The organism is Methyloglobulus sp., assembly GCF_964779595.1.
Window position 1 is genome coordinate 1 of the sequence record NZ_CBAROL010000025.1, and the last position, 23,050, is coordinate 23,050.

Genomic DNA, 23,050 nt, shown 5'->3' on the forward strand with positions numbered 1-23,050 from the left:
TCCAATTCCTCCAAGGCTTCGTGGTGTTTGACAAGGGCATCGCTTAAACTGGTTTGGGCTAGGTTCTTCCAGGACATAGGCTATTGCTCGAACTTGAATAAAGGCTTATTTTACCCATTTTGGGGCTTGAGGTCGTGCAAAGGTCTCAAGTTAAGAATATCTAAATTAAAAAAATAATTCTCTATACAATATTTTTCCAACTGTATTGTATTTGTATGAAGCTTGCTTTTATCGCCCGCATTTAACGGTTTGTTATCTCCATCAATCAGAAAATAGACATTATCAACATTTCTATCTTTAAGTGCTTGCGAAAGGCTTTTAACTTTTTCACAGTCTCCACTTTTTAATATCTCGACATCCAAAGACAACTTTTCACATATCTCATCAAGAATTGTTTTGTGAGATGTATCTTCGACATAAACAAGCATTTTCTTTGTTGTAATTCCTTGTAATAACTGCACAGTGTCGCCAGCGAGTAGCCTAGTAAGTTCTTCCGAAGGTTTGGTGGAAACAAATATTTCACTGCCTTTCCGTTCAAAAAATTGTCTTTTCCCTTCATATTTTTCTAGAAATGCAACTCTTGAATGAGTAACTACTATAATTTGTCTTTCAAATTCGGAGCAAAACCAATCAAAAAACTCAAACAATTTTTCTTCAAGTGACCAGTTCAAGTGAATTTCTGGTTCATCTATCAAAAAAGTGTCAGCCGAATTTTTTCCAAAGATTAAAGCACATATCAAAACTATAATAGCGTTCTCTCCGTGGCTTAATTGTTGAGGTGTTAAGAGAATTCCATTTTTTTCAAACCCTAAATCGTAGCTTTTTGCATCTCGATTTAAATCAAATTTGATATTGAAATCAAAAACTCTTTTCAACGCACCTTCAAAAATTGATTTGACATGTGTTATTGATTCACTTGGCTTAATATCTTGCGCTCTTATTGTTTCTTCTGCCAAATAAACGAAATATTCAGATATTGACTTCAAAGTTTGGAAACCATCATCGAGAATTTGCGCTCTGAAAATATTTAAGGCATTCTCTGTCGCATTTAGGTCTTGCCTGAAAAATTGCATTGCTTGTTGTCCAACAAGCTTTGAGGCATTTCTTTGAGGACTAAAAGCACTTAAAGTTGTGCTATTTGTTTCATCACTTAAACAAATATTGCCATTTCCATTATTTTGCTGGATAAATTGAAGTAATTTGGTTTTTCCTGTTCCATTAGTTCCAGAAACTATATTCAACCCATTGCTGAATATAATTTGTTTTGCATTTTCAAAGAATTGAAAATTTACTTCAGTAATCCATTTTGCCATATTTATGAGAGCATTATTTTAGGTCAAAAAAGGGTTCTTAATGGTCAACCCATCAATAACCTGTCCATCCTGCAAATCTTCGCTGTACAGCACATTGCAATCGGCTTCCAATGCGGCGGCTACGATCAGGCTGTCGTACCAGTGGAACCCATAACGCAGTTTGACCGCCAATGCCGACAGGTAAAGCTGTTGCGTGGAATGGGCGAGGCAAAGAGGTAACAACACTTTGCTTAAATAGCACGGTAGGTTGGGGTGAGGAACGAACCCCAACATAACACCAACCATTGTTGTTGGGGTTCATAAATTCACCCCAACCTACAATTAATTTAAGAATCATCAGCTTGATTAGCCAGATGTTCAAGCTTTTCTAACGAATTTTGATAACTTTGGGCATTTGCAAGGCCATAAGATGCGCTTATAGGATGTGCCGAACGAAGGGAGGCGCATCGTTCGCGTGAATATTTTCTCGACAGATGCGCCTCGTGCCTCGGCACATCCTATATTGTATTGTAATATCAATAGATTATGAAGGTTCATTTGGCATCGCTCGTATTATTCCCCGCCTTCAATTTCAAAGTTTCCAAAATGACCCCAAGCCGCAGGATAAATCCCTTGTTCCACAAATTGGTGGAAACTTGAATGCGGCCAATCGATTACATGTTGTACGATTCCGTGCTTGACCGGATTCCAATGGATGTAATCAATATGACGATTATAATCATCCTGATCGGTAACCAAATGCGCCCAAAACCGGCGTTGCCAAATACCACGTTCACGGCGATTTAACCGACTTGCTGAAATCCTCTCGCCTTTTTCGATAGCCCTTGAGAATCGGCCTTTCAACATATTCCACCGCACGGAATAATCGTTGTCATCGGGCGGCAATGTCCAGATGCAATGCAGGTGATCCGGCAAAATGACGATTGCATCAATATGATACGGTTTTCGTTGTTTGACGTAGCGGAAACATTCCCTAAGCAATTCAATTTTATCAACCAATAATCGATTGTTTTTTCTTTCCGCCAAGTTGACGGTAAAAAACCAAGTGGCGTTTGGCTGGTAAAAACGGCGGTATTCGGTCATCGGGAGATTATAACGCGAACGATGCGCCTCGTTCCTCGGCACATCCTATATTAAATTTATAATTCAATACGTTATGAATCATCAACTTGATCCGCTAATCTTTTTAACTTGCTTATTGATTCCTCAAACTGTTCATTCGTTTCTGTCCGCACCGTCACATGCGCCACCTTACGCCCCTTGCGCAGACTTTTGCCATAAAGATGCAGATGGGCGTTCTCAATTGCCAACACATCCTCAGTTTCAGGTAAGCCGCCAATAAAGTTAACCATCGCGGCTTTGCCTACCGCTGCCGTCGAACCCAAGGGCAAATCCAAAATCGCCCGTAAGTGGTTTTCAAACTGGCTGGTTTCAGCGCCTTCTATCGTCCAATGACCGGAATTATGTACACGCGGGGCGAATTCATTGGCGATCAATTGGCCTTCCACCTGAAACAGTTCCAATGCCAGTACGCCGACATAATCCAATGCGTTGAACAAACGTGAAATGTAATCTTCAGCCTGTGCTTGCATCGGATCATTGGTGCGGCTTTCGGCAATCCGCAAGATACCGCCTTTGTGCAGGTTTTCAGACAAGGGATAAAACGCAACCGAACCCGACACGCTACGAGCGGCAATGATGGAGACTTCACGGCTAAAGGGCACAAAAGCCTCAACGATAGCCGGAAGGCCTTGTACCAATTCCCATGCAGAATTAAGGTCTGCCTCTGCTTTGAGCAAGGACTGGCCTTTGCCATCATAACCTTGGGTACGCGTCTTTAATATCGCCGGATAACCCAGCGCTGACATGGCTTGCTTCAAATCCTCTAAGCTATCAACTAAGGCAAACTTCGGTGTTGGTATGCCAAGTTCAAGGAAAAAATTTTTCTCTATCCACCGATCCTGGGCTATTTCCAATGCCTTGGCAGGCGGATAGACACGAGTATGCTCAGATAAATACTGTGCGACTTGGGCTGGTACATTTTCAAATTCGTAAGTCACCACATCGGCACGTTCAGCCAATTCTGCGAGCAATACAGGATCGTTGTAATCGCCATACAGATGCTCTCCTAATGTGTTTGCACACGCATCAACTGAGGGATCGAGAAAAATAAATTCCAAACCCAACGGGTAACCTGCAAGCGCGATCATGCGAGCTAGTTGCCCTGCGCCCAATATACCAACCTTCATAATCCGGCAATCCTTGGGTCTGCGTTTTCAAGCACGGTATCGGTTTGCTCCTTGCGGTATCGAACTAAGGCAGGGCGATATTGTTCATGTTTATTGCAGATTATCGCAGTCGCTAGTAAGGCGGCATTGACTGCCCCTGCTTTGCCAATTGCTAATGTTCCTACCGGAATTCCTGCTGGCATCTGCACGATAGAAAGCAAAGAATCCATACCATTCAATGCCTTGGACTGCACTGGCACACCTAAAACTGGGACTATGGTTTTTGCCGCTGTCATGCCAGGAAGATGCGCCGCGCCGCCTGCTCCAGCGATGATGACTTCCAAACCTTTGGCTTCGGCAGCTTCGGCATACGCGAACAATTTATCCGGGGTGCGATGGGCAGAAACGATCTCAACTTCATGCGGAATACCCAATCTTTCCAAGGTTTCCGCCGCATATTGCATGGTCTCCCAGTCCGAGGTCGAACCCATAATGATGCCCACCAATGCAGTCATTTAATGCTCCAGGTCATTAGTATTTTATAAAAAGTCAAAAATTAAGGGTGCAAATTATCGCATACATCACGGTAAGTCGCCCAATACTCGCGGCAATTACAGTCTGTTCACGGCAATAAAGCCCATGATTGCAGGTGGTTTTTCGCAATTTCTTGCCTTTTTAATATTTGTACTGGGCAAATCCGGCTGATACAATCCGTTTGACGGGTGTTTTTTCCGCCTTGCGATTTTTTCAACAACTGAATAAGGAAAATACGATGGGACTTTTAGATAGTTTATTATCATCCGCCGTCACCAGCGCGTTGGGCGGCAATGCGGAAGGGCTTACCGGAAATTTGGTTAAAGGCATTGTGAGCATGGTAGCCAGCAATTCAGGTGGTCTGTCCGGTTTAGTGGATAAATTCAACCAATCAGGATTAGGCGATGTCGCCGCTTCCTGGATCGGCAAAGGCGATAACAAGCCCGTAAGCCCCGCACAATTGATTGAAGCTTTGGGCGCAGATAAAGTTGCCGAACTTGCCGAACAAGCGGGTATTCCCGCAGATAAAGGCGCGGAAGTGCTTTCACAAGTATTACCTTCTGTCGTTAATGAAATGACACCCGATGGCGAAATACCTGAAGAACATCATATGGGTACGCTTTCTAAAATTATTTTGGCCGGTCTTGGCGTTGCTGGTGCAACGATGGCCGCGAAAGCCGTCGCCGGAAAGTTTGGACATGATGACGAAGCCCCTGCAATGGCAGATGCTGGCGTAGCTATGGGCAGCCCTGCCGCAGCTGCACCATCAGCCGCTCCCGCCGCACATGCCCAGACTTATACTGTGGTATCTGGCGATACCTTATCTAAAATCGCCAAGCATTATTACGGCGATGCTAATGATTGGCCGAAGATTTTTGATGCTAACCGCGATAAATTGAGCAATCCTGATCGGATTAATGTTGGGCAGGTGTTGCGGATTCCTTAAATTTATATGTTTGAAGGTAGCTGAAATCTATGGATACTATAAGATAACACTTCCGAACATGCCCTAATTGTCCATTTCCAATACGAATTAAACAATTTAGAACCGCTTTATGATTTGGAAGACAAGTTAGAAGAAATATTTTCTACGTCTGAAATTGGAGAGTATGACGGTAATGAAATGGCTACTGATCTTAGTGACGGTAGCCTTTACATGTATGGCTTAAATGCAGATAGACTCTTTGAGATCGTAATACCTATTCTTTCTGAAACAGCATTCATAAAAGGTGCTAAGGCAATTAAAAGATACGGATCTCCCAATGATGGTGTAAAACAAACCGAGATTATTATTTAATACCTTCCGTGGCGGGGTATATTACCCCGCCAGTCACTTTTTGCCGAAAACGCCTCATACAAAAAGACTTTTCACTAAATTAATAACCCATCACCTCTATCTTGCCGAATCCCTGATTCATTCCTAAAATTTTTATTTTCTGCTCCCTTGCTTGCGAAGCCAAACCGCTAATCGACAGCTATAAGCTGAAAAAAAACACGACGAATCAACCATTCAGCGTTTTCGGTCAAGCGGCTTCAATGAAGGATTGCAAACCTTGAGCTATCAACAACGCTGGAACACCTATGGCTAACCTGATGATTTCCTTACAACTGCAAGACGACATGCGGCATTGGCGCAGGCATCTGCATCAATATCCTGAAACCGCGTTTGAAGAAAACCAAACCTCTGATTTTATCGCCAATAAGCTGACCGAATTCGGGCTGGAAGTCCATCGTGGATTGGCGCAAACCGGCATAGTTGCCACCCTTTTAGCAGGAAATAGTAGCAAGAAAATCGCCTTACGCGCCGATATGGATGCCTTGTTTATCCAGGAGCAAAACACCTTTGCCCACCGCTCCCGTCATGACGGCAAGATGCACGCCTGTGGGCATGACGGACATAGTGCGATGTTGCTGGGTGCGGCGAAAGTATTGGCGGAGCAGCGCAATTTTAACGGCACGGTTTATTTCATTTTCCAACCCGCTGAGGAAGGCCGCGCCGGGGCTAAGGCAATGATCGACGACGGTTTATTTAAGCAATTTCCCGCCGATTGCGTGTTCGGGATGCACAACTTTCCCGATATTCCGGCAGGACATTTTGCCGTAAAAACCGGGGCTATAATGGCAGCTTTGGACAGTTTTGAGATTATCCTTAACGGCAAGGCTACCCATGCCGCCATGCCACACCTGGGCAATGATGTCATCGTTGCCGCCGCCCAGTTGATTAACAACCTGCAAACCATCGTCAGCCGCAATGTCAACCCTGCCGATTCCGCTGTCGTCACCATCACCCAAATCCACGCTGGCAACACCTGGAATGCCATCCCTGATTCCGTTGTTCTGCGCGGCACGTTCCGCTGCTTTGACAGCGCGGTGCAAACCCTAATTGCCGACAAAATAAGGCAACAGCTTAATGCAGTCTGCGCCGCTTTCGGTATGGGCGCGGAACTCAAGTTGAACCCAGAAAACCCAGGCTATCCGGTGACTTTCAATACTTATGCGGAAACCGCCTTAGCCTTGCAAGCCGCAACCGTCGTTGTCGGTGAGGACAGCGTCCATACCAACCCAACACCCAGCATGGGATCAGAAGATTTTGCCTTCATGCTGCAAGAAAAGCCTGGATGTTACATCTGGATCGGCAATGGCTCGTCGGAAAATAGTTGCTTGTTACATAACCCGCATTATGACTTTAATGATGATATTTTGGGAGTGGGGGTGGCGTATTGGGTTAAGTTGGTGGAGGTGGCATTAGCGGTGTGAGTACCGTAGGGCGAATTAGGCGCACAAACAACTTAACATATAGATTTGCAAGGAGTTTCCGTGCCCCGTAATCCGCCCTACAGCCCGTTATGATCAAGTATTGACACGACAAAACAAGCGGGACGGGGTTTGAAACCTCATCCCTACCGTTTTGCCGGTGTTGTGATTTTTTTGAACATTCATGAAACTGTGCGGACAGGACAACATACCCAGTCCGGCTTAGGAGGCATCTTGGTTTTACACCGATTAACTCCCTCAAACCGCCGCCAACCCCGCAATATTGTAGCCACAATCTACATAAGTAACTTCCCCGGTAATCCCCGAAGCCAGACCTGTAGAGCCGATTAGGCGCGCAAACCGTACCATCTTCACATATGTACAGATTTTCCGCGCGACGTAATCCGCCATTTTAGTAACCACCACATTCGGCGGATTACGCCGCGCCCAAAGGACAATTAAAACGGATAGATCGTGTGTTTGCGCGGCTAATCCGCCCTACGTTTTATCCGACTTACGGCCTTGAACTCCCAACAATCCCTTCCTCAATGAACGGCACGAGGCGGTGAATTGCAGCTTGTGTAAAACAGACCTGAGTTTGCAACGGAAGCTACGTAGGTCACGCATCGCGTACCATTTCCAAAGCGTTCCGAATGACTCAAACCTTAAAAAAAGGTACGCGATGCATACCCGGCTAAGTTACGCCCTACAACTAACCCACCGTACGAGGTGTTGCGCCATCAGCCGGACGGGGCATGTTGCCCCGTCCATAGGTTTTCGGTGTGGTTCAAAAATGTCACCTTCAGCAAAATGTGAGTGACGGGGTAACATACCCCGTCACGCGTTCGGCCGATTAGGCGCGCAAACCGTACCATCTTCACATATGTACAGATTTTCCGCGCGACGTAATCCGCCATTTTAGTAACCACCACATTCGGCGGATTACGCCGCGCCCAGAGGACAAACAAAACGGATAGACCGTGGGTTTGCGCGTCTAATCCGCCCTACGTTTTATCCGACTTACGGCCTTAGGTTCATCAAACAGGTAGGGTGCATGGAATGCACCCTACTCGACTTATGTTATTTTGGTGGGCATGTTTGAGCGCACAACCTCAATGCATCTGTACAAGCCCTCTGCAACAAAACATGGCTGTTCACAGTATAATTACTGACGCAATTGGAATAAGTTTTCGTACAGTCGTGAGCGCAATTAGTCTCTAACTTACTCAAGTCAATATCTGACGTGCTTGCACAACCAACAAGAACAAATATAAATCCAACAATAAATATAGTTCGTTTCATTGTATTTACTCTTTCCCCCTGCGTCAGAATAGTTGTCGTCTCAAATTTTTAAAGAAAATAAAATTTGAGCTTAGAGATGAAAACGTATACAAGGTATTCTGAAGACTTTAAAGAGCAAGCGCTGGTAAAGGTTTACAACCGTGGAAATGATCAATCGATTCAGGATGTCGCGAACGACTTGAACATCTGTTTACAAACCTTAAAAACATGGATGAAAAAAACCAAATTGGATATCCCCCGTGGTCAACAATCGAAATCGATACGTCCTCAGGATTGGCATCCTGAAGAACGCCTGGCAGCGTTACAGAAATCTTATGGCTTGGTCGGAGAGGACCTAAATGCTTGGTGCCGTGAACAAGGAATATTTGTCCATCAACTGGAACAGTGGAAAGCTGATTTCTGTAGTCAGGGGATCGTATCTGAAAAACGTGAAGTTCATACCCTTAAAGCGGAAATTCATACCCTGGAGCGTGAATTGTTACGCAAAGACAAAGCCTTAGCAGAGGCTGCCGCCCTGTTGGTCCTACAAAAAAAGTTCCGAGCGCTCTTGGGGGGAGAGGTCGAATGACTGCCTACGAAGAGCGCAAGCAAGTGATTGTTTTGCTCAATGAATCGATAACACAGGGTGCACGCCAAGCGCAAGCCTGTGAAGTGCTGGGCTTAAGCGAACGCACCTTGCAACGCTGGCAGACGGGTGAGACTGTCCAGTGCGACCGACGCCCCTTACGCGACTACCAGCCGCCGCACAAGCTCACAGAAATTGAGCGAGCTAAGGTGTTGGCTGTCGCTAATTCAGACGAGTTTGGACATCTGCCGCCGAGTCAGATCGTACCTCGGCTAGCTGATCAAGGTCGTTATTTAGCTTCTGAATCGACTTTCTATCGCATACTCCAAGCAGAAAACCAACTGGCGCACCGTCGCAGTGAACGCCCTGCCCAATCCCGCACTAAGCCCCGTGCGATCTGTGCCACAGCGCCTAATCAACTCCATAGCTGGGATATTACCTATTTGCCATCGGCTAGCCGCGGGCAGTTTTTCTATCTTTACCTGTTTATGGATATTTTTAGCCGCAAGATTGTGGGTTGGCAGGTGTATGCAGAGGAAAGCAGCGCCTTGGCAGGCGAACTGTTACGCGACCTGTGCCATCGTGAAGGCATACAGTCAAACCAACTAATACTGCACTCTGATAACGGTGGCCCAATGAAAGGCGCTACCATGCTAGCTACCTTGCAACAACTTGGCGTGATGCCCTCGTTGAGCCGGCCTTCGGTCAGCAACGACAATCCTTATTCAGAATCGCTCTTTAAGACCTTAAAATATCGGCCAAAATATCCGCTAAAACCATTTGCAAAGGTAACGGATGCGCGTGATTGGGTAACGGGCTTAGTGGAATGGTACAACAACGAGCATCGCCACAGCGCCATCCGGTTTGTCACCCCAACACAACGCCATGATGGCTTGGATGAAAACCTATTGGTTAAGCGTAAAGCGGTCTATGAGACGGCTCGTGCTCGACATCCACGTCGATGGAGCGGTGGCACCCGAAATTGGCAAAGAATCCAAGCAGTCCATCTGAATCCTGATAAGACTGAAGCTAACCAAAAACCTAACACAGAGGAAATAATCCTGATCAAAAAAACCGCTTAAGATTTAACCGTCGAGGCGACAACTACTCTGAAAATTTCCGCCTCCCCCAACTTTTTAACCTCCCAACCCTGTTTCATACCAGTTCCAAAATCGAGCTTAAAATCGCTTCCCTTTCTTCGTCCAAAGCTTGCATGGCTGCCAATATTTCTTGCGGTTGGCGTAGGGCGGTTTCTTCTTTTTTGTTGGGGTTTTTGGCACTTAAATCAAAAGTGGCTTGGTCGATGTCTTTCACATTAATCGTCCAAGAGTTTTCGCTTTCGGTTTTGGATTTTTGTAGCTCAACAAACTCTGCCAAATCCTGTTCATTCAGCGCATTGGTCTTACCCAAATTTCTAGCTAAGTTGAGCTGATAAAACCAAACATTCTGGGTGGCACTGCCTTTTTCAAAAAACAATACAACCGTCTTTACGCCTGCACCAGTAAAAGTACCGCCTGGCAAATCCAGCACGGTATGCAGGTTACATTTTTCCAACAGCAATTTTCGTAAGCTGATAGAGGCATTGTCGGTATTGCTCAAAAAGGTGTTTTTAATGACCACACCGCCTTTGCCACTGGCTTTCAATATCTTTATGAAATGCTGTAAGAACAGGGACGCGGTTTCTCCGGTTTTAATGGGGAAGTTTTGTTGCACTTCGGCGCGTTCTTTGCCACCAAAGGGCGGATTAGCCAACACGATGTCGTAGCGGTCTTTTTCCTGTATATCCGCTAGGTTTTCAGCCAGGGTGTTGGTATGGACAATATTGGGAGCTTCCACACCATGCAAAATCATGTTCATCGTGCCAATGATGTAGGCCAATGATTTTTTCTCTTTACCGTAAAAGGTGTTTTTTTGTAGGGTGATGACATCCGCCGTGGTCAATTTTTTGCTGTGCTTTATGTATTCAAAGGCTTCACACAAGAAACCCGCTGAACCTGCCGCGCCATCATAAATTTTGTTGCCGATTTCGGGTGCGACGACCTTTACGATGGTTTTAATCAAGGGACGTGGTGTGTAATATTCGCCACCGTTGCGCCCTGCATTACCCATGTTTTTGATCTTGTCTTCATACAGATGGCTCATTTCGTGCTTTTCTGCATGGGTCCTAAAGCGCAATTCATCAATGCGGTTGATGACTTCGCGCAAGTTGTAACCACTTTGAACGCGATTTTTTAATTCCGAGAAAATCTCGCCAATCTTGTATTCAATGATATCCGCGCTATCAGCAGACGTTTTAAACTTTTTGAGGTAGGGAAATAAGTGGATGTTGACAAAATCAGCGAGGTCATCGCCTGTGAGTGCGTTGTGGTCAATAGTGCCGTTTTCTAGTTTGGGTGCTGCCCACACAGTCCATTGATAGTCGGGCGCAATGATGTTGGTGTAGGTTTTGCCTGTCAGTTCAGCAGCGGTGGCTTTATCCCTTTCTAAATCGTCCAGATATTTTAAAAACAATACCCAAGAGGTTTGTTCGACATAATCCAATTCGCTGCCACAACCCGCATCTTTGTGCAGGATGTCGTCGATATTTTTAAAGACTTGTTTGAACAAGGTATTTTCCTAATTATTATTTTGATGATTGATAAAGCAAAGCTGGACGGGGCATGATGCCTCGTCCGTAGCGTTTCAACGAGCTGGGATTACATACCCAATACGCCACATTATGGAGTGCAAAGCATGCTTTGCCTGTGATGGGTACGAGCAAAGCATGCTTTGCACTCCTATTGCTATCATTTAGCACTTAACTTAACAGCATTGATAACATACCCGTCACACGGAGTTTTAAGTGATCGCCCAAATAGTAGCTGAATTTTTGGGTAATGATGTCTTACTTTTTTACAAAAGCGGTATTGGCAAATAGCACTGCTAAAATTATTTCTGCTTAGGTATGATGGGGTTCTTAGGAGACACAATGTACGCCTAAAAATGCGTAGCTGTGTTCTTTTTTTGATTTTATAAGCATTATTAATCTATTGATTAATAAGCTATTTATTTATAGGGTGGTACCGAGAAAAGGACTTGAACCTTCACGGGCTTGCGCCCACTAGCACCTGAAGCTAGCGTGTCTACCAATTTCACCACCTCGGCGGAGGATGCTTAAAGCGAAGCGAGGGCGAAATATACTCGTCATGCTTGGCTTTGTCAATGAGATGGGTTGGTAGGCAGATGCACTGGGTTTGTTAAATGGGCTGATCCAAAATCTCATCTAATTTAACCTTATACGCTGATACTGATGTATATTGCACCTATAGCCTGGTTGTTGGCAAAATCTCAGACGATAATGCAACGAATAAGCATCTAAAAGATGTAACTCTATCATTAAGCTCTTTTTTGCGGTACAAAACGGAGAAAATGGCTCGAATCCCCAAATTTGGTAAAAAAATGACCTCAAAGTCCAAAAAAGACGCTGCTTTTAGCATAAAGAAAGATCCCTACATTCAGCGCGAAGCTGAAAAATATGAACAACCCATAGCCAGCCGCGAACATATCCTGCAATTACTGGAACACACTGGCAAACTCCTGCGCCGCGCCGAAATCGCCGAAGCCTTCTCGATTACTGAAGAGGATCAGCTTGAAGCCTTGCGCCGCAGGCTACGGGCGATGGAGCGGGATGGGCAGTTATTGTTCAACCGCGTACAACAATACTGTGTGGTCAATAACAAGGATTTAATTGTGGGTCGCGTCATCGGTCATGCGGATGGTTTTGGCTTTGTTAAGCCGGATGACGGCTCGGACGACCTGTTTTTGACACCACGGGAGATGAACCCGTTATTGCACAATGATCGGGCGATGGTTCGTATCGTTGGTATAGATAAGAAGGGTAGGAGAGAAGGGGCGGTTGTTGAAATCCTAGAACGTAACACGCACCAGATCGTCGGACGATTGTACAAAGAAGACGGCTTTACGTATGTCGTCCCAGAGCAAAAAAATATCGCCCAAACGGTTTTAATCCATCAAGACGGTGTGGGCAAAGCTAAGCAGGGACAAATCGTAGTCGCTGAAATTGTTGAACAACCGACTAAGCAGCGTCAACCTATAGGCCGCATTATCGAAGTATTGGGCGACCATCTTGCCCCAGGTATGGAAATTGAGATGGCGATTCGTTCCCATGAACTGCCGCACCAATGGCCTGATGAATTACTGGAGGAAATAAAGCCACTGACGGCGGAAGTGCCTGAATCCGCAAAGCAAGATCGCACCGATTTACGGAAAACACCGCTGGTCACGATTGATGGCGAGGATGCACGGGATTTTGATGATGCGGTGTTCTGCCAGAAAACTCCCAAGGGTTGGAAGCTGCTGGTTGCAATTGCTGATGTGTCGCATTACGTCAGGATCAATACTGCTTTGGATAAAGAAGCACAAAAACGCAGCACCTCCGTGTATTTCCCTGAGCAAGTCATCCCCATGCTGCCGGAAATTTTGTCGAATGGCCTGTGTTCACTGAATCCTGACGTGGATCGTCTGTGCATGGTTTGCGAGCTGTTTATCGACCAGGAAGGCAAAGTAACCAAATCACGTTTTTTTGAAGCCGTTATGCGTTCCCATGCCCGTCTTACCTACACGGAAGTCGCCAAAATACTCGTCGATGGCGATAAGGAACTGGTCGCCAAATACAAAACCTTACTGCCTCATCTCAAGCAGCTTTACGATTTGTATAAAGTCATGCGCGTCAGCCGTGAGCAACGCGGCGCGATGGATTTCGATACCCAGGAGACTCGCATCATTTTCGGTGCGGATCGCAAGATAGAAAAAATCGTACCTACCGTGCGTAACGATGCCCATAAATTGATCGAAGAATTCATGATTACCGCCAATATGGCGGCGGCGAAATTCTTGAATGCTAAAAAAATGCCTAAGCTGTTACGGGTGCATGACGGCCCCAGTGTCGATAAACTCATGAACCTGAAAACATTCTTGGGTGAGTTAGGATTAACATTGGGCGGTGGTGATAAGCCAACACCGCTCGATTACATGTATTTGATCGAATCCGTTAAAGACAGGCCGGATTGCCATTTGATACAGACTGTTTTGTTGCGTTCGATGTCGCAAGCTGTTTACAGCCCAGAATTGAAAGGCCATTTTGGCCTAGCGCTGGATGCCTATGCCCATTTCACCTCACCCATCAGGCGCTACCCTGATTTGCTGGTGCATCGTGCGATCAGGCATTGTCTGCAAGGCAATAAACCCGAAACTTTCGTCTATGGTTTCCCAGACATGATAACGCTGGGCGAGTTATGTTCCGCCAATGAACGCAGGGCGGACGATGCAACCCGTGATGTGGTCAGTTGGCTCAAATGCGAATACATGATGGACAAAATCGGCGAGGTCTTTCCCGGTATTATTTCAGCAGTTACTTCGTTCGGATTTTTTGTCGAACTCGCCGAAATATATGTGGAAGGCTTGGTACATATCAGCAATTTGGGACAGGACTATTTCCACTTCGATCCCACCAGCCATCAGTTAATAGGTGAACGTACCGGCAACAAATTCCGCATTGGCGACCGTGTTATGGTTAAGGTAGCACGGGTGAGTTTGGATGAGAAAAAGATTGATTTTGACTTGGTGGTAAAAAGTAGCGCAAAAGAACCGACCACTGGCGGTAAGTTGATAAGGAAGCGTCGGAAAAAATAGCTTGGGCGGATTACGCCTAACGTGGTTAATCTTCCTTAACCTAATAGATGGACAAAATGGATGTGCCTACGATGGAAACGCATCAATCAAGAACGCGAACGATGCGTTTCCTTAGTTCAGTGCATCCTATTCCAAGGATACCCCTAGTTTCTGTCATAAAACGGATTTAGCCTATATAATGAGACAGTTATTGAGTATGTGAGCACGCAGTGAACATCAAAGAATACATGAACGACCTGGGCGTCAAAGCCAGAAAAGCCGGCCGGGAAATTAGCCGCACCGAGTCCGGCAAAAAGAATTTGGCGTTGTTGAAAATTGCCGAGGTGATCGAGCAAAGCGCGGATAAGCTGATCGCCGAAAACGCGAAAGACCTGGAAGCAGGCAAGGCGAACGGCCTGGATGCTGCGATGTTAGACCGGCTGGCGCTCACACCGAAAAGCATACAGGCGATGGTCGAAGGTTTGAAACAAGTCGCGTCATTGCCCGATCCTGTGGGTGAAATATCAGATTTAAGTTATCGGCCTAGCGGTATTCAGGTGGGACAAATGCGAGTACCTTTGGGCGTTATCGGCATTATTTACGAATCCCGTCCCAATGTTACGGTGGATGCCGCCGCCTTGTGCCTTAAATCCGGCAATGCCTGTATTTTAAGAGGCGGTTCTGAATCCATCCATTCCAATCAGGCGATTGCTGCTTGTATTGCTAAAGGTCTGGCGGAAGCTGGATTGCCAACAGAAGCGGTGCAGATTGTCGCCACGGCTGATCGTGCCGCAGTGGGCGAATTGATTACGATGAACCAATACGTCGATGTGATCGTGCCAAGAGGGGGCAAAAGTCTGATCGAGCGTATTTCCAAGGATGCGACCATTCCCGTCATTAAACATCTGGATGGTATCTGCCACGTTTACATCGATGACAATGCCGATATGGATAAGGCCATCACCATTGCTGTGAATGCCAAAACCCACCGTTATGGCGTTTGCAATGCGATGGAGACGCTACTGGTTGCAGAAAGTATTGCCGCAAAAGTGTTGCCTTTATTGGCTGAACAATATCTTGCGAAAGGCGTGGAATTGCGCGGTTGCCTCAAGACCTGTTCCTTGATTCCAGCGTGTGTCAGGGCGACGGAAGAGGATTGGCAGACTGAATATTTAGCGCCCATCCTGTCAATCAAAATTGTTAATGGCTTGGATGAGGCAATCGAGCACATCAACCATTACGGCTCACTTCATACCGATGCGATTGTGACCGAGGACTACACCAAGGCACGGCGGTTTTTGCGGGAAGTTGATGCCAGTTCGGTCATGGTGAATGCTTCCACCCGTTTTGCTGACGGTTTTGAATATGGCTTAGGTGCAGAAATTGGTATCAGCACCGATAAGCTCCATGCCCGTGGCCCGGTTGGGTTAAAAGGCCTGACCTCGCTTAAGTATATCGTCCTGGGTGAAGGTCATATCAGGCAGTAGCAGATCGTTTAAAAACGTTATGAGCGCAGTCAAGACAAGGCAAAAATTTGCGAAAAAGCGGAGTTTACATGGGGGTAAATGAGCATTTTGAGCGAATTTTTAACGCAGTATTGGCTGTGCGCAGTAGTTTTTCAACAATCTGTGATAGATGATCGGTATTTTCGGCGGTACATTCGATCCCGTCCATTATGGTCATCTTCGGTCAGCGTTGGAAGTCAAAGAAATATTCGGACTAGATGAGGTCAGGTTAATCCTTAGCGCAAAGCCGCCGCATCGGCAAGCCCCTCAAGCCCCGATTGGTATGCGGCTGGAGATGCTGCATTTAGCGGTCAAAAAGCAGCCAGGGTTTATTGTTGATACCAGGGAAATCGGCAGGGTAGGGGCTTCTTATATGGTGATTACACTCGAATCATTGCGGCAGGAATTTCCAAACCAGCCGTTGTTGCTATTTATCGGCAGCGATGCTTTCAATCAGCTAACAAATTGGCATCAATGGCAACGATTATTTCAATTTGCCCATGTTGTCGTGCTAACACGTCCAGGGCATAGGGTAGGGCAGCTTGAGCCTTTTTTTATAGAACGGCAAACTATCCATCAAACCGAATTAAAACAAGAGCTGGCAGGTAAGCTGTATTTTCAAGCCATAACCCAACTCGATATTTCTGCTACTGTAATCAGAAATATCTTCGCAGATCAACGCAATCCGGCATTCTTATTACCTGATTCCGTGATAGCATACATCAAACAACATAAGCTATATCAATCACATAACGTGTATTAAGTCGAATCAACCAACAGGAACACGAATGCAATCAGAAAAATTATTGAAAATTATCCAGGATGAACTGGATGAACGCAAAGGCCTTCAAATCACCACCTTGGATGTCCGCGACAAAACCAGCTTTACCGATTACATGGTTTTGGTGACGGGTACTTCCAACCGCCATTTGATGTCATTGTGCGAACATGTGGCGACGAAAGTTGAAGAAAATGGCGTTCAGCCCTTAGGGTTAGAAGGCGGGTCTGGCGATGATTGGGTCTTATTGGACGTGGGCGATGTCATCGTACAAGCCATGACCGCCCAAGCGCGTGAGCATTACCAACTGGAAAAATTATGGTCGGTGGACAGACCCAAGGAAATGGAAAAACAAGCGGGTTGAGCGGATACAGAGTTAGTCCCGAATCCATTGAGGAGCCACTCTCAATTCGACCACTTTGCGTACAAAAATAAAGTAGAATGCATGGCTGTCAAAATATTACGTAACGGTTTTGCTAAGGTTACTCGAACAAAAGCAACAGGCACAGAACTAACAGGAACACATGAAACACTACAAAATCGCAGTTTTAGCAGGTGACGGCATTGGGCCGGAAATCACCCAGGAAGCAATTAAGGTTCTAAAAGTTATTGAAGAACGTAATTTTGTCAAATTCGAGTTGATGCCAGCGGCATTTGGTGCTTGTGCTTATTTCGAGTTTGGCGATGCGTTTCCGCAAAGCACTATCGACATTTGCGATAAGGCCGATGCCATCCTTAAAGGCCCTATCGGCTTAAGCCATGAGGAATCGAAAAAAATTCCTGTTGATAAGCAGCCCGAACGCGGCGCGTTGTTGCCTATGCGCCGTCGTTACAACACTTATGCGAATTTCCGCCCAGTATCCTTGCCAAAAGCCTTGGCGCATTTTTCACCGCTAAAACCTGAAATTATTGGCGAAGGCATCGACCTGATTATGGTGCGCGAGTTGGTGGGTGGATTGTATTTTGGTAACAAAGAGCGTGGTATCAACGACCAGGGCTTGCGTTATGTGAAGGAAACCCTGGAGTATGACGAGCTGCAAATCCGCCGCATCATGCACCAGGCCTTTAAGTTAGCGATGAAACGCCGTAAGCTGTTGCATAACATTCATAAAAGCAATGTGCTGATGTCTAGCGTGTTGTGGAATGAGGTGATGGAAGAAGTCGCCGCTGAATACCCGCAAGTGAAAATCGTCAATTATCTGGTCGATGCGGCAGCGACTGCACTGTGCCTAAACCCGACCCAATTTGATGTCATGGTCATGGAGAATATGTTCGGCGATATTCTCAGCGATCAGGGCGGCGGTATTTTGGGTTCATTGGGTTTAATGCCGTCTGCTTGCTTGGGTGATGATAAGGCTTATTACGAGCCTTCGCATGGTTCCGCGCCGGACATTGCCGGGAAAAATATCGCCAACCCGTATTCCATGATCGGTTCGGTTGCCATGATGCTTGAAAATAGCTTCCACATGGATCGGGAAGCCAAAAATATCTGGGCAGCGATGCAAGGTGTTTTTGCCGACGGCTTTTCAACGGCTGATCTCTCTAAACCTGGCAGCGGTGTTACCATGATAAGTACACAACAATTTGGTGATAAAGTAGTGGAGAAATTACGGTTGATGTCTCATGCTGACCTTGGTGATTAGGCGTTAAATACTGAAATAGTCCGCATAATGCCGCATTTGCTTTGCTTATCTGAAAGCAATTGCTATAATGGCGAGTCTGAAAATATGTTAATTTCAGGCGCGTAGCTCAGTTGGTTAGAGCACCACCTTGACATGGTGGGGGTCGTTGGTTCGAGTCCAATCGCGCCTACCAGATTTTATAAGGCACTGCTTAGTCAGTGCTTTTTTATTTTAGCGTTAGATTGAAGTAGAGTTAAGTATCCCAGAATGCCCGTAGTCACTCTTCCAGATGGTTCCAAGCGCGAATTCGATCAAGCAATAACAGTGCTGGATGTGGCGCGTTCTATTGGTTCTGGATTGGCTAAAGCGACTTTAGCGGGAAAACTTGACGATAAAGTGGTTGATGCCAGTGCCTTAATCGACCGCGATGTATCACTGCAAATTATTACCGCAAAAGATGAAGAAGGCGTTGATGTCATACGGCACTCCACCGCGCATCTTTTAGCCCAGGCTGTCAAACAGCTTTTCCCTGAAGCACAGGTCACGATAGGCCCCGTTATCGAAAACGGTTTCTTTTATGATTTTGCGTACGAAAGACCGTTTACACCGGAAGATTTGATTGCAATTGAAGCCAAGATGCAGGAATTGGTGGCAAAAGATTTCGCAATTGTCCGTTCGGTTTCATCACGAGATGCGGCGGCGAAGTTTTTCCGTGACCAAGGCGAGCATTACAAAGCGGAGATAATTGAATCCATCCCCGCAAACGAAGATTTGTCTTTGTATGAGCAGGGTGGTTTTACCGATTTGTGCCGTGGCCCACACGTCCCCAGCACTGGAAAATTGACTGCATTCAAGTTAATGAAAATTGCCGGCGCTTATTGGCGAGGCGATTCTAACAATGAAATGCTGCAACGTATTTACGGTACGGCCTGGGGCGATAAAAAAGAATTACAAGCTTACTTGCACCGGCTAGAAGAAGCGGAAAAGCGCGATCACCGTAGAGTGGGAAAAGCCTTAGACTTATTCCATACGCAGGAAGAAGCACCGGGCATGGTGTTTTGGCACGAGAAAGGTTGGACGATTTACCAACAAGTCGAGCAATACATACGCGACAAATTACGGCTTAAAGGCTACGGCGAGGTCAGGACACCTCAAGTCGTCGATAAGTCTTTATGGGAAAAGTCCGGCCATTGGGATAAATTCAGTGCCGGCATGTTCACGACCCACTCGGAAAACCGAGATTATGCAATCAAGCCGATGAATTGCCCCTGCCATGTGCAGATTTATAACCAAGGGCTGAAAAGTTACCGAGACTTGCCGATAAGGTTGGCGGAATTCGGCTCTTGCCATCGTAATGAGCCGTCTGGTACTTTGCATGGACTGATGCGGGTGCGGAATTTCGTCCAGGATGACGCGCATATTTTCTGCACGGAAGCGCAGATACAGGATGAGGTTTCGGACTTCATCGACCTGTTGTTTGAGGTCTACAAAGATTTTGGTTTTGAAGACGTTATCATCAAGCTGTCTACCCGCCCTGAAAATCGGGTAGGTGACGATGCCAGTTGGGACAAGGCTGAACACGCCCTAGAATTAGCCTTGAATAACAAAGGTTTGGTCTGGGATTTGCAGCCAGGCGAAGGCGCTTTTTACGGCCCGAAGATTGAGTTTTCCTTGAAAGATTGTATCGGGCGGGTCTGGCAATGCGGCACGATCCAAGTCGATTTTTCCATGCCGGGTCGATTGGGTGCAACTTACATAGGTGAAGACAGTTCCAGGCAAGTTCCGGTTATGCTGCACCGAGCCATACTGGGGTCGTTGGAACGCTTTATCGGCATATTGATCGAACAACATGCGGGGACGTTTCCGCTTTGGCTGTCGCCCATCCAAGTCGTCGTGCTGAGTATCACGGATCGACAAGCGGAATACGCAAAGTTAGTTGCACTTGATTTGGAAAAACAAGGCTTTAGAGTAAAAATAGACTTGAGAAATGAGAAGATCGGGTTTAAAATCCGCGAGCATTCCATGCAGCGCATTCCTTATCTTGTCATCATTGGCGATAAAGAGCTTGAAAATCAAGCCATAACGGTACGCTCGCAGAAAGGTGAAGATTTAGGTAGTCTGGCAATCAATGACTTTACTCAACGGTTAAAGCAAGAGATTGACGACAAAACATAATGTGTTTGGAGGATTGAAATATCGCTGCTAAAAAAGATGAAACGCGCCTGAACGATGAAATCACCGCCAGAAAGGTGAGAGTCACGGGTGCTGAGGGTGAGGCATTAGGTATCATGTCGATAGATCAAGCAAGGCAGATAGCTTATGCAGCCGACCTTGACTTGGTGGAAATATCGCCAAATGCCGATCCGCCAGTCTGTAAAGTGATGAATTACGGCAAATACCAGTTTTCGCTAAACAAAAAACTGCAAGAGGCCAAAAAGAAACAAAAGCAGATCCAAGTTAAGGAGATCAAATTCCGGCCTGGAACCGATGAAGGCGATTATCAGATCAAGTTAAAAAGCCTGTCCAAATTCCTTAATGAAGGCGATAAAACCAAGATAACCTTACGTTATCGCGGCAGGGAAATGGCGCATCGTGAAATTGGCATGGATGTGTTAAAGCGCATTGAAAAAGATTTGGAAGAATTAGCCATAGTCGAACAATTTCCGAAAATGGAAGGTCGGCAGATGGTGATGGTGATGGCGCCCAAGAAGAAAAAGTAGCAGAAAAAATAATAATAAAGGGTGTGTTTAATGAAGAAATTCTGAATGGTTGATTCCGTTTATGGTTCGACAGGCTCACCATTTATGCCCTTTGGGTACGAACGGAATCAACCTAACACCGTTCGCCCTGAGTCCTTCGGCTATGCTCAGGAGAGCCTTGTCGAAGGACTTATTTTGAGTTTCATAAAAAATTAGCTTCTTAAGTGAAGCTATACGGCAACCAAGGATAGGTTGCCAAAACAGCAAACTGGTTTTGCTGTCTTAATTCTCCAGGGCCAAGCATTTTGCCTTGTTGGGTTATTCTCAGGGATTTTATTTAATTTATTGGAGTGAAAACAAATGCCAAAAATAAAGACCAATCGGGGCGCTGCCAAGCGTTTCGCGCGGACAGGTAACGGCGGTTTCAAGTGCGGTCAGTCGCACAAGCGCCATATCCTGACCAAGAAGACCACCAAAAGAAAACGTCAATTACGCAAACCGGCTTCCGTCCATGCTTCTGATGTACGCATGGTCGCCCGCATGATGCCTTATAGTTAACCTGGAGAAGCAAAATGGCTAGAGTTAAAAGAGGCGTTACCGCAAGGGCAAGGCACAAGAAAATCTTAAAGCAGGCTAAAGGCTATTACGGTGCCCGTAGCCGCGTTTATCGCGTCGCAAAACAAGCCGTCATCAAGGCCGGCCAGTATGCGTACCGTGACCGCAAACAGAAAAAACGCCAATTCCGCAGGTTATGGATAGTCAGGATCAATGCGGCATCACGCATCTATGGCATATCTTATAGCCGCCTAATCAATGGCTTGACCAAAGCGAATGTGGCGATAGATCGTAAGGTTTTGGCGGACATCGCCGTACGTGACATTGAAGCCTTTGGCGAAATCGCAAAAATTGCGAAAGCCAATCAAAGCCCAGTTTCATAAGAAGCGGTAGAGCAGTAGATTTTCATTATTAAAATAGCCCATCCAACCCATACTGGTTTGGATGGGCGACTGATTTTGCGCCCCTTTCTTGATTACCTCACCCATCGACGAGTCGTATCGTGTCAGCTAACTTAGATGAAATTCTCGCACAAGCGACGAAATCCATAGCGGAAGCTCAGGATTTGAATCAGCTCGATCTAGTTCGTGTCCATTATCTGGGCAAGAAAGGGCTGTTTACCTTACAGATGAAAGAGTTGGGTGGGCTTTATCCCGACCAACGCCGCGCTGTCGGGCAGGTCATCAACCAAGCCAAAGACCAGTTTCAGGAACAATTACAGTCCAAGAAAGTCGCGCTCGACACCATCGAGTTAGAACACAGGCTGGCAAGCGAACGCATTGATGTCACCTTACCTGGCAGAGGTCAATCAACCGGCGGATTGCATCCGGTCACGACGACATTACGACGAATTTCAAAGATATTTGCCAGTGTCGGTTTTACTGTCGTTGAAGGCCCCGAAATTGAGGATGATTATCATAACTTCGGCGCATTGAATATCCCCGAACATCATCCCGCCAGGGCAATGCACGACACCTTTTACTTTGATGCCCACACGGTATTAAGGACGCACACCTCGCCCGTACAGATTCGCGTGATGGAATCCGAACAGCCACCATTGAAGGTCATTGCGCCAGGGCGTGTGTATCGCTGCGACTCCGACATCACCCATACCCCCATGTTCCATCAAGTCGAAGGTTTTCTAGTGGATACCGATGTCAGCTTTGCTGACTTGAAGGGCGTGGTGTACCAATTTTTGCGTGCGTTTTTCGAAAAAGACATCCAAGTCCGCTTTCGGCCTTCTTATTTCCCGTTTACCGAGCCATCCGCAGAAGTCGATATCGAATGCGTGATGTGCAATGGCGAAGGCTGCCGCGTGTGCAGCCAAACCGGTTGTCTGGAAGTGATGGGCTGCGGCATGATCCATCCCGAAGTGTTTAAGGCAGTCAATATCGACAGCGAAACGTATAGCGGTTTTGCTTTCGGTATGGGCGTTGAAAGGTTGGCGATGTTGCGTTACGGCATTAATGATTTGCGGTTGTTTTTCGAGAACGACCTCAAGTTTTTGCAGCAATTTCATTAAGCC

General features: G+C 46.2%; 21 protein-coding genes and 2 tRNA genes. 15 read left to right on the plus strand and 8 right to left on the minus strand.

The annotated features are described in order from the left end of the window. Positions 1-110: 110 nt before the first annotated feature. From AC1YY3_RS09300 to purE, 5 genes are all read right to left on the minus strand, one after another. Entirely contained in the window at positions 111-1,313 is a 1,203-nt protein-coding gene (locus AC1YY3_RS09300) for an AAA family ATPase (RefSeq protein WP_481825147.1), read from the minus strand. Between the two features lie 18 nt (positions 1,314-1,331). Next, entirely contained in the window at positions 1,332-1,598 is a 267-nt protein-coding gene (locus AC1YY3_RS09305; protein WP_482194440.1) for a PIN domain-containing protein, read from the minus strand. A 267-nt stretch (positions 1,599-1,865) separates the two neighbouring features. Continuing rightward, entirely contained in the window at positions 1,866-2,396 is a 531-nt protein-coding gene (locus tag AC1YY3_RS09310) for an REP-associated tyrosine transposase (RefSeq protein WP_481825145.1), read from the minus strand. A 71-nt stretch (positions 2,397-2,467) separates the two neighbouring features. Next, positions 2,468-3,562, minus strand: a complete 1,095-nt coding sequence (locus AC1YY3_RS09315) for a 5-(carboxyamino)imidazole ribonucleotide synthase (protein ID WP_481825144.1) — start codon at positions 3,560-3,562, stop codon at positions 2,468-2,470. Beyond that, positions 3,559-4,056 (minus strand): 5-(carboxyamino)imidazole ribonucleotide mutase, encoded by a 498-nt coding sequence (purE, locus tag AC1YY3_RS09320; protein ID WP_481825143.1) that lies wholly within the window; start codon positions 4,054-4,056, stop codon positions 3,559-3,561. Before purE ends, AC1YY3_RS09315 begins: the two co-directional genes overlap by 4 nt. Before the next feature lie 257 nt (positions 4,057-4,313). Between purE and AC1YY3_RS09325 the strand changes: the two genes are divergently transcribed. The 3 genes from AC1YY3_RS09325 to AC1YY3_RS09335 all read left to right on the plus strand — a co-directional run bounded on the left by AC1YY3_RS09325 (position 4,314) and on the right by AC1YY3_RS09335 (position 6,832). Further along, positions 4,314-5,021, plus strand: a complete 708-nt coding sequence (locus AC1YY3_RS09325) for a YidB family protein (RefSeq protein ID WP_481825142.1) — start codon at positions 4,314-4,316, stop codon at positions 5,019-5,021. A 114-nt stretch (positions 5,022-5,135) separates the two neighbouring features. Next, positions 5,136-5,372, plus strand: a complete 237-nt coding sequence (locus AC1YY3_RS09330; RefSeq protein ID WP_481825141.1) for a hypothetical protein — start codon at positions 5,136-5,138, stop codon at positions 5,370-5,372. Between the two features lie 284 nt (positions 5,373-5,656). Beyond that, positions 5,657-6,832, plus strand: a complete 1,176-nt coding sequence (locus tag AC1YY3_RS09335) for a M20 aminoacylase family protein (protein WP_481825140.1) — start codon at positions 5,657-5,659, stop codon at positions 6,830-6,832. 255 nt (positions 6,833-7,087) lie between these two features. Here the strand turns inward: AC1YY3_RS09335 and AC1YY3_RS09340 are convergent, their stop codons facing one another. Further along, the gene (locus tag AC1YY3_RS09340; protein WP_482194441.1) at positions 7,088-7,240 is read right to left on the minus strand and encodes a hypothetical protein; all 153 of its coding nucleotides are present in this window, start codon (positions 7,238-7,240) and stop codon (positions 7,088-7,090) included. 967 nt (positions 7,241-8,207) lie between these two features. Between AC1YY3_RS09340 and AC1YY3_RS09345 the strand changes: the two genes are divergently transcribed. Beyond that, a protein-coding gene (locus AC1YY3_RS09345) for an IS3 family transposase (protein ID WP_482194442.1) occupies positions 8,208-9,778 on the plus strand; the annotation gives its coding sequence in 2 pieces (ribosomal slippage) (positions 8,208-8,667 and positions 8,667-9,778; 1,572 coding nt in all). A 73-nt stretch (positions 9,779-9,851) separates the two neighbouring features. On the opposite strand, the gene AC1YY3_RS09350 is transcribed toward AC1YY3_RS09345, so the two are convergent. Next, positions 9,852-11,303: a class I SAM-dependent DNA methyltransferase gene (locus tag AC1YY3_RS09350; protein ID WP_481824864.1), complete on the minus strand. Its 1,452-nt coding sequence runs from the start codon at positions 11,301-11,303 to the stop codon at positions 9,852-9,854. A 450-nt stretch (positions 11,304-11,753) separates the two neighbouring features. After that, a tRNA-Leu gene (locus tag AC1YY3_RS09355) sits at positions 11,754-11,840 on the minus strand. A 294-nt stretch (positions 11,841-12,134) separates the two neighbouring features. On the opposite strand from AC1YY3_RS09355, the gene rnr reads away from it, so the two are divergent. The 11 genes from rnr (at position 12,135) to pheS (ending at position 23,047) form a co-directional block, all read left to right on the plus strand. After that, positions 12,135-14,387, plus strand: coding sequence for a ribonuclease R (gene rnr / locus AC1YY3_RS09360; RefSeq protein WP_481824874.1), 2,253 nt, complete (start codon positions 12,135-12,137; stop codon positions 14,385-14,387). 227 nt (positions 14,388-14,614) lie between these two features. After that, positions 14,615-15,853: a glutamate-5-semialdehyde dehydrogenase gene (locus AC1YY3_RS09365; protein WP_481824863.1), complete on the plus strand. Its 1,239-nt coding sequence runs from the start codon at positions 14,615-14,617 to the stop codon at positions 15,851-15,853. Between the two features lie 148 nt (positions 15,854-16,001). Next, complete coding sequence (gene nadD, locus AC1YY3_RS09370) at positions 16,002-16,634, plus strand: nicotinate-nucleotide adenylyltransferase (RefSeq protein WP_481824862.1); 633 nt, start codon at positions 16,002-16,004, stop codon at positions 16,632-16,634. Between the two features lie 25 nt (positions 16,635-16,659). Further along, positions 16,660-17,013 (plus strand): ribosome silencing factor, encoded by a 354-nt coding sequence (gene rsfS, locus AC1YY3_RS09375; protein ID WP_481824861.1) that lies wholly within the window; start codon positions 16,660-16,662, stop codon positions 17,011-17,013. 160 nt (positions 17,014-17,173) lie between these two features. Further along, positions 17,174-18,292 carry a 3-isopropylmalate dehydrogenase gene (gene leuB, locus AC1YY3_RS09380; protein WP_481824860.1) on the plus strand — a complete coding sequence of 373 codons (1,119 nt, stop codon included), beginning with the start codon at positions 17,174-17,176 and terminating at the stop codon, positions 18,290-18,292. Between the two features lie 95 nt (positions 18,293-18,387). Next, a tRNA-Val gene (locus AC1YY3_RS09385) sits at positions 18,388-18,464 on the plus strand. Between the two features lie 74 nt (positions 18,465-18,538). After that, the gene (gene thrS, locus AC1YY3_RS09390; RefSeq protein ID WP_481824859.1) at positions 18,539-20,446 is read left to right on the plus strand and encodes a threonine--tRNA ligase; all 1,908 of its coding nucleotides are present in this window, start codon (positions 18,539-18,541) and stop codon (positions 20,444-20,446) included. Positions 20,447-20,466: 20 nt separating this feature from the next. Beyond that, positions 20,467-20,991 carry a translation initiation factor IF-3 gene (infC, locus tag AC1YY3_RS09395; RefSeq protein ID WP_481824873.1) on the plus strand — a complete coding sequence of 175 codons (525 nt, stop codon included), beginning with the start codon at positions 20,467-20,469 and terminating at the stop codon, positions 20,989-20,991. A 339-nt stretch (positions 20,992-21,330) separates the two neighbouring features. Further along, complete coding sequence (gene rpmI, locus AC1YY3_RS09400; protein ID WP_349027682.1) at positions 21,331-21,528, plus strand: 50S ribosomal protein L35; 198 nt, start codon at positions 21,331-21,333, stop codon at positions 21,526-21,528. A 14-nt stretch (positions 21,529-21,542) separates the two neighbouring features. Beyond that, complete coding sequence (gene rplT, locus AC1YY3_RS09405) at positions 21,543-21,908, plus strand: 50S ribosomal protein L20 (protein ID WP_481824858.1); 366 nt, start codon at positions 21,543-21,545, stop codon at positions 21,906-21,908. 119 nt (positions 21,909-22,027) lie between these two features. Further along, complete coding sequence (gene pheS, locus AC1YY3_RS09410) at positions 22,028-23,047, plus strand: phenylalanine--tRNA ligase subunit alpha (protein WP_482194443.1); 1,020 nt, start codon at positions 22,028-22,030, stop codon at positions 23,045-23,047. Positions 23,048-23,050 lie beyond the last annotated feature (3 nt).

Bases quoted from the DNA above. Each gene is read 5' to 3' on its own strand.
- AC1YY3_RS09300 (WP_481825147.1), bottom strand. From the start codon at position 1,313: ATGGCAAAATGGATTACTGAAGTAAATTTTCAATTCTTTGAAAATGCA.
- AC1YY3_RS09305 (WP_482194440.1), bottom strand. From the start codon at position 1,598: ATGGTTGGTGTTATGTTGGGGTTCGTTCCTCACCCCAACCTACCGTGC.
- AC1YY3_RS09310 (WP_481825145.1), bottom strand. From the start codon at position 2,396: ATGACCGAATACCGCCGTTTTTACCAGCCAAACGCCACTTGGTTTTTT.
- AC1YY3_RS09315 (WP_481825144.1), bottom strand. From the start codon at position 3,562: ATGAAGGTTGGTATATTGGGCGCAGGGCAACTAGCTCGCATGATCGCG.
- purE (WP_481825143.1), bottom strand. From the start codon at position 4,056: ATGACTGCATTGGTGGGCATCATTATGGGTTCGACCTCGGACTGGGAG.
- AC1YY3_RS09325 (WP_481825142.1), top strand. From the start codon at position 4,314: ATGGGACTTTTAGATAGTTTATTATCATCCGCCGTCACCAGCGCGTTG.
- AC1YY3_RS09335 (WP_481825140.1), top strand. From the start codon at position 5,657: ATGGCTAACCTGATGATTTCCTTACAACTGCAAGACGACATGCGGCAT.
- AC1YY3_RS09340 (WP_482194441.1), bottom strand. From the start codon at position 7,240: ATGGCGGATTACGTCGCGCGGAAAATCTGTACATATGTGAAGATGGTA.
- rnr (WP_481824874.1), top strand. From the start codon at position 12,135: ATGACCTCAAAGTCCAAAAAAGACGCTGCTTTTAGCATAAAGAAAGAT.
- AC1YY3_RS09365 (WP_481824863.1), top strand. From the start codon at position 14,615: ATGAACGACCTGGGCGTCAAAGCCAGAAAAGCCGGCCGGGAAATTAGC.
- nadD (WP_481824862.1), top strand. From the start codon at position 16,002: ATGATCGGTATTTTCGGCGGTACATTCGATCCCGTCCATTATGGTCAT.
- rsfS (WP_481824861.1), top strand. From the start codon at position 16,660: ATGCAATCAGAAAAATTATTGAAAATTATCCAGGATGAACTGGATGAA.
- leuB (WP_481824860.1), top strand. From the start codon at position 17,174: ATGAAACACTACAAAATCGCAGTTTTAGCAGGTGACGGCATTGGGCCG.
- thrS (WP_481824859.1), top strand. From the start codon at position 18,539: ATGCCCGTAGTCACTCTTCCAGATGGTTCCAAGCGCGAATTCGATCAA.
- rpmI (WP_349027682.1), top strand. From the start codon at position 21,331: ATGCCAAAAATAAAGACCAATCGGGGCGCTGCCAAGCGTTTCGCGCGG.
- rplT (WP_481824858.1), top strand. From the start codon at position 21,543: ATGGCTAGAGTTAAAAGAGGCGTTACCGCAAGGGCAAGGCACAAGAAA.